The 6,509-nt window shown below is 36.1% G+C and carries 5 protein-coding genes; 1 reads left to right on the top strand and 4 read right to left on the bottom strand.

Translation table 11 applies throughout. The features are described from left to right. Positions 1 to 316: 316 nt before the first annotated feature. The 3 genes from HNQ37_RS08135 to HNQ37_RS08125 all read right to left on the bottom strand — a co-directional run bounded on the left by HNQ37_RS08135 (position 317) and on the right by HNQ37_RS08125 (position 4,254). Positions 317 to 1,576, bottom strand: a complete 1,260-nt coding sequence (locus HNQ37_RS08135; RefSeq protein WP_183541184.1) for an MDR family MFS transporter — start codon at positions 1,574 to 1,576, stop codon at positions 317 to 319. A gap of 169 nt (positions 1,577 to 1,745) precedes the next feature. Further along, the gene (locus HNQ37_RS08130; protein ID WP_183541181.1) at positions 1,746 to 2,990 is read right to left on the bottom strand and encodes an MFS transporter; all 1,245 of its coding nucleotides are present in this window, start codon (positions 2,988 to 2,990) and stop codon (positions 1,746 to 1,748) included. A gap of 37 nt (positions 2,991 to 3,027) precedes the next feature. Then, positions 3,028 to 4,254, bottom strand: coding sequence for an MDR family MFS transporter (locus tag HNQ37_RS08125; RefSeq protein WP_183541178.1), 1,227 nt, complete (start codon positions 4,252 to 4,254; stop codon positions 3,028 to 3,030). 128 nt (positions 4,255 to 4,382) lie between these two features. On the opposite strand from HNQ37_RS08125, the gene HNQ37_RS08120 reads away from it, so the two are divergent. Beyond that, positions 4,383 to 4,817: an OsmC family protein gene (locus HNQ37_RS08120; RefSeq protein WP_183541175.1), complete on the top strand. Its 435-nt coding sequence runs from the start codon at positions 4,383 to 4,385 to the stop codon at positions 4,815 to 4,817. Between the two features lie 121 nt (positions 4,818 to 4,938). Here HNQ37_RS08120 and HNQ37_RS08115 read toward each other — a convergent pair whose 3' ends face one another. Continuing rightward, entirely contained in the window at positions 4,939 to 6,288 is a 1,350-nt protein-coding gene (locus tag HNQ37_RS08115) for a glucose-6-phosphate isomerase (RefSeq protein WP_183541172.1), read from the bottom strand. Between the last annotated feature and the right edge of the window lie 221 nt (positions 6,289 to 6,509).

Genomic DNA, 6,509 nt, shown 5'->3' with positions numbered 1-6,509 from the left:
TCCTTTTCTACTTGTCTTCTTTCAAATTCAAGTATAAGAAATTCAGGTGTTTTTTTCTTGCTTCAGGTGGCTAAACTAATTTTACAATTTGCCATCAAATTTCAAATGTACTCGGTTATTTTTTAAAATTGTGGAGAAATAAGAAATAATTTTGTTAAATTTTATAATTGACAAGGTTGTCAGTATTGTATTCTTCAGTAAATGCGTCAATTTAATTGTAAGAAACCAAATATGACTTCTTCTATAGAAAAGAGAAGCCATGAAATTCAAGTCCTGGTACATTAGCATTTTTTTGATGGTAGTTTAAACTTGGCAATTAATACTGAATAGATTGGGGTCTTTCATGCATTCGAATTGCCAAAAGAGTTGGGCCGACTCCTAAAATAACAACAAAGACCATCAAAATCGCTGATCCCAAATTTCCATATAATGCTGAACCAGAAACCATAAGGCCGCAGAGAATTGAGGCAATTGGTTGAGTCACAGAGAAAACACCCGAATAGGTGCCAATACGACCACTCTCCATCAAATCAGCTCGCAAGGCTTGACTGAATGGAACATTAATCATCTCACCAAGAGTAAAAATGACTGCAGCCACAAACTCCCATTGAAAACTTGTTCCAAGGAATGCTAAAATAAATCCAAGCCCTTGAATAGAGACTCCCAAACTTACTCCTGTTGACCGTTTCCAATTCTTTGTTAACTTATTAACGAAACCCATCCCCAAAACAATAATTGCAGTGTTAATAATTAGCATAATGCTTAACATACGTTGTCCATAAATTGTGAAAGTCCCTAAATGCCAACCCAAAAAATCTAATCCAGAGAAATTGGTTATTTGAAATGAATCAGACAAATGAACAGGCAAATAGAAGTCAACTTGAGAGAAAATCATTGCTATAAATATTGATGCAAAGCAATAAATCATAAAGGCATGATCTTTGCTCACAGTATGATAAGCCTTAAAAATTGATTCTTGTTTGATAAGACTGTTTGCAGGATTAAAGCTTTCAGGAATGACTGTAAGGACTAAAATGAAACTGAGTAATTCTTCCAGAGTCACAGCTAATAAAAGTTCAAATAAATAGTCATGAAAGAACCAGCCTGATAATGCTGAGCCTATCAAGACTGCAACATTTATCACCCAATATTGCAGGCTATACACCACACGACGATTGTCTGAGTCTGTCAAGTCAACAATCATAGCACTTGAAGCTGTGTTGAAAAATCCATAGCCGAAATTCAAAATTAAAAAACCAATATAGGTTAACCAAGGGTCAAAGAAAAGTGGAGAATTCGAAAAAGTCGCGACTGCTCCACCAAGTGTCGTGATTAGAGTTGAAATTAGCATAATTGGGCGACGACCCAGTTTATCAGCTAAGTGTCCTGACCAGAGACCAACAATAAATACCATAATTGAACTTACAATCAAAAGGATACCAGTGATTCCTGCTCCCAGGTACTGATTATAATAAATGGTCATTGAGGAGCCAACGGTTGAAAAACACATGGCACCAAGAAAACCCATAAAGATTCTAATCTTCAGGGTTGAGTTCAAATTCTTAAAGTCTTTCATTTCCTATTTCTAAACTTTCTAAAGCGCATAAAAACTCAATGTCACAGCCAAAAAAGACGCTTCAAAGAGTTTAACATATATTTCTAAAATTTCAAAATTGTTTGAAAATTAAAACTTAATAAAAATATACCACAATTAGGAAGAGTTGTGGCATAGCTTTATATTGCGTTCATTTTCTAATACTTTTGGTTGTTGTTAAATAATGGAGAAAGTTGATCAAGATGAATATTGCACCCGAAATGAAGACACCTCGATAACCAAACATGGTTGCGACTAGACCACCAATTATAGGACCAATAACATTTCCCATCGACATGAAGCTTTGATTATAGGAAAAGATTCGGCTTATCATATCACTAGGGACAGACTTTGTTAGTAGGGAATTTATCTGTGGCATCATGGCAGCATCAGATATTCCGATAAAAAAGCGGAAAAGCATAAGTAAAAATACTGAACTTACAAAGGCTGTAGGTAATTGGACACAAAAAGCAAAAATAAAACCACCAATCATTAAATACTGCGGTCCATACTTATCACCAAGTTTACCAAAGCGAGGAGCCCAAAAAATTGTAGACACCCCCGGCAATGCGGCAATAATTCCCACTAACATAGTAGTAGCAAAATTGGTTTGATTAATTTCTCTAACAAAGAGTGCCATGATTGGGTCAATTCCCGTATTTACAATTTGAATCACAGAGCTTGTTAAGAAAAGACCAAAAATTAAATTTTTATTAGGAAGATTCCTAAATGGATGTGGGTCTACTTCTTCTCCCTTTTTAGAAATATATTCTCCTGGTTTGTGACTTTCTGTCACTAAAAAAAGACAAAGTATGAAGGCTAAAAAAAGAAGTGATCCTGTCATTATGAAACTCCCACGATAGCCTACCCATGAAGCAATGAAACCTCCAAGCAGAGGGCCAAGTAAAGTTCCAGAAGTTTGACCTGTCACCAAAATTCCCAAAGCACGGCCTGCTTTTTTTCGAGGTGTCTGAGTGGCAACAAGAGCGGTTGAATTAGAAATAAACCCACCACAAAGTCCTTGTAAGGCACGTAAAGCCATTAACTCCCAGACATTCGTTACAAATGCCATCAGAGCAATAACAATAGCCATCCCTAATGAGGCGCGCAAGATCATAGGACGTCGTCCATACTTATCAGCTAACTTACCCCAAATAGGTGAGATAATTGCTGTCATTACAAATGTTATAGCAAATATGGAACTTGAAAGTAAATTTAAAACTGGCTTACTAAAAGTTCCCAAATCGGCTATATATAAGGGTAAGAAAGGCATAATAGCTGAAAATCCCATCCCTGCCATGAATACCCCAAACCAAAGTACATACAGATTACGTGATGCTTCTTTCTCTATTTGTTTAGATTCTGCTATAGTTTCATCTTCTGATTCTTCATTCATTATTGTATTGTAACGCTAAAAGTACCGTCTTGTAAAGTTATGGCTTTTCATTTGTATGATTGAGTTTAACTGTCCAACTCATTAATAAACACGAAATTATGGCTAAAATGAGCATCATAATTGTGATTCCCTCTTTGTGAAGTACAGGAGAAAGTGTGACATAAAAACTTGCAACAATCGAAGAGGCCGGAAAGCGAATTGAACTAGCCCCATTATAAGCACCAATTTTTTCTGGATCCATAAGATTTGAACCAATGGTCTGCACCGCTGGTGTATAGATGATCTCACCCAAGGTATAAATTATAGAAGAAATAATAATTGGCCAAAAGCTAACCCATATAAATGACAATCCCATCCCAATTGACAAGACCATAGTTCCTACATTGAATGCTCTAAGGTTGGACCAAGTTGAAGTAAGACGATTAAGACTGGTCATCAAAAGGACGACTAGTATACAAGAAAGGATTAAGTAAAAGGTAAGCATTCTTTGACCATAAATTGTGAAACCTAGAAAATTAAACGTTTGAAAATCCGTTTGAAGATGGACTGGAAGAAAATTGTCAAACTGCAATGTAATACTCATTGAAAGAATATTCGCAATCAAATAAATCAAATAGGTTTTATCCATAACAACTCTTTTATAAGATTCAAAGATATTATCCTGAACAAATTTTGATGGAAAACCTGGTGGCTTCGTTTCAGTCACAAAAAAGAGAGTAATAATCAGAGTGGTTAAAGTTTGAAAAAAGAGGAAAATTAAGAGAATAAAGAAGGCAGGCTTAAATAGCCAAGCTCCAATTGCCGCTCCAAAAATGACAGCCAAATTTTGAGCCCAATAATCCAAAGAGAAAACAGTCTTTCGATTGTGAACATCAGATACATCAATCAACATAGCATTTCCGGATGTCAAAATAAAATTATAACCGATCGAAATAAACAAAAATGAAAAATATGTCACCCAGTAATTCACACATACTGGTGAGTTAACAAAAATTGCCACAATACTTGAAGTTGTAAAAATCTCTGCTCCCCAAAGCATAACTGATCTGCGACCCTTTTTATCTGACCAAAATCCTGCTAATAAGCCACTCAAAAAAGCTAAGATCGAAGATACGGCAAGTAAACCACCAGTGATTAAAGCACCAAAATGTTCGGTATAATAAATGGTCATTGAGCTAAAAACAGTACCATAAGAAAAAGAGCCCAAAAATACAATTATCAGACGGAGTCGCAAATTCTTACCAAGGTCACGGAGTTCTTTCATATTTTTATAATTATAGCAGAAAGCCGAAAGCCCTTTGTAAAACTTTTATCCTTTTCAAATACAAAAATAAAAAATTTTCTTGAAAGCCATTTTTAGCATTTTTAATTTTAAAATCGTACAATTAGGACATGAAAATTAAAACACATCCTGAAGCAACATATCATACTACTGCTATTAATGAAGTAGGTATGGAAGGTATCTCTTACATTGAAAATGGATTAAGCTATCCAATTTCTTCCCCCAATAATGACTTACCTGGTACTAATCCCGAGCAACTTCTTGGTCTTGCTCTTTCTACTTGCCTTAATGCAACTCTTGAAGCAATTGAAAATAAAAATGGTTATGCCCATTCAAGTAAAGTTCGTGTTGATGTCTATCAAGCAAATGATACAAAAGGCCTTAAGTTCTTAGTAGATGTAACCGTTTATATTCCTTTAACTGAAGAAGTTGGTGAGCGCAATGCTGAAGCCATGTTTAAGTTGGCTGAAAGTCGTTGTCCTGTAGCAAAACTTGTTGGTGGGAATGAAGGTGTTAACTTTCAACTTGTCCACAAATGGGACTAAAATTGCATCAAATTTTTTCCAATACGCTGAATTGTTATCAGCGTTTTTTCTGTAAAAAAAACCTCTTTAGGGCTTAATAACTAAAGAGGTCACATTATTTATAAGGCTTAATTTATAAGGCTTAAAGACGAGCTTCAAGTTCCTTAGTCAGTTCTTCGTAGCCAGGTTTTCCAAGAAGACCAAACATATTTGCTTTGTAAGATTCAACACCCGGTTGGTTGAATGGATTGATTCCATTCAAGTATCCTGAAATTCCAATCGCTAGTTCAAAGAAATAGATTGCATAGCCTAATGAAAATTCATCTTGAGCTGGTAAAGTCACAATCATGTTTGGCACATTACCATCTGTGTGGGCAAGCAAAACACCATCAGAAGCCTTCTTATTAACAAAGTCGACGTCTTTTCCTTGAATATAAGCTAAACCGTCAAGATCGGCATCCAAAGAGGGAATAGTAATATTCTTACGTGGTTTATCAACACGAACAACTGTTTCGAAAAGGTTACGTGATCCATCTTGAATAGATTGACCTATTGAGTGCAAATCTGTTGAGAAGTTAGCTGAGTTAGGGTAGATACCTTTTTGATCTTTTCCTTCTGACTCCCCTGCTAATTGCTTCCACCACTCACCAAAATATTGTAACGTAGGCTCGTAGTTGACCAAAATTTCTGAGAATTTACCTTTACGATAAAGGATATTACGAAGAGCAGCATAAGCGTATGCATCGTTTTCACGCACGTCTGCTGAAACAGAGTAGTCTTTACGAGCTTGATTAGCTCCTTCCATCAATTTCTTAATATCATGTCCTGCTGCAGCAATTGGTAAGAGACCAACTGGCGTTAAGACTGAGAACCGGCCACCAACTGAATCAGGAACTACAAAAGTTTCCCATCCATTTGCATCAGCACCAACTTTAACAGCACCTTTTTCCTTGTCTGTAGTTGCATAGATACGTGCATTTGCTCCATCACGACCATACTTTTTAACAAGAAGTTCTTCAAAAACTCGGAAAGCAATTGCAGGTTCAGTCGTTGTACCTGATTTAGAAATCACATTTACCGAAAAATCTTTATCTGCAACAAAGTCTACAAGATCTGCCAAATAGTTTGAAGAAATAGAATTACCTGCATACATAACCAACGGAGCTTTACGTTCTTCACGAGTTTGGTAATTCGAAAAAGTTGTGTTCAAGAAATCATTGGCTGCACGGGCACCTAAATATGAACCGCCAATACCAAGTACTACAAGTATTTCTGAATTTGAAGCAATTTTCTCTGCGGCAGCTTGAATACGAGCAAATTCCTCTTTATCATAATCTTCTGGAAGATCAATCCAACCAAGATAGTCTGCGCCTGCTCCTTTACCTGAGCGAAGGAGTTCATCAGCAGCAGTAACTTGCCATTGAATTTCATTAAGTTCATTTTCAGCTATGAAAGGAGTAAGTTTACTACGATCAAATTTAATATAAGTCATTATTATCAAACCTCCAAGTTTGGGAAAATTCCTAGTTAATTTTATCACTTTTTCACCTTTAACTCAATTTGAAACTTCTCATGTACTTTTTTGGTTAGTTCTTGGGCTTGTTTCATTCCAAAAAAATTAAAACAATTGAGTCTGAGCCCCCACAACACGACCGGCGAAACAGCGCACAAAAAAACGCCCCTCAAAGGCGCAAGAACTCTCTTCTAGTCCAT

Source organism: Lactovum miscens, assembly GCF_014202895.1.
Taxonomy (GTDB): domain Bacteria; phylum Bacillota; class Bacilli; order Lactobacillales; family Streptococcaceae; genus Lactovum; species Lactovum miscens.
This window is presented reverse-complemented; position numbering and strand designations above follow the sequence as displayed.

Coding starts and splice junctions, on each gene's coding strand:
- HNQ37_RS08135 (WP_183541184.1), bottom strand. CDS start 1,576: ATGAAAGACTTTAAGAATTTGAACTCAACCCTGAAGATTAGAATCTTT.
- HNQ37_RS08130 (WP_183541181.1), bottom strand. CDS start 2,990: ATGAATGAAGAATCAGAAGATGAAACTATAGCAGAATCTAAACAAATA.
- HNQ37_RS08125 (WP_183541178.1), bottom strand. CDS start 4,254: ATGAAAGAACTCCGTGACCTTGGTAAGAATTTGCGACTCCGTCTGATA.
- HNQ37_RS08120 (WP_183541175.1), top strand. CDS start 4,383: ATGAAAATTAAAACACATCCTGAAGCAACATATCATACTACTGCTATT.
- HNQ37_RS08115 (WP_183541172.1), bottom strand. CDS start 6,288: ATGACTTATATTAAATTTGATCGTAGTAAACTTACTCCTTTCATAGCT.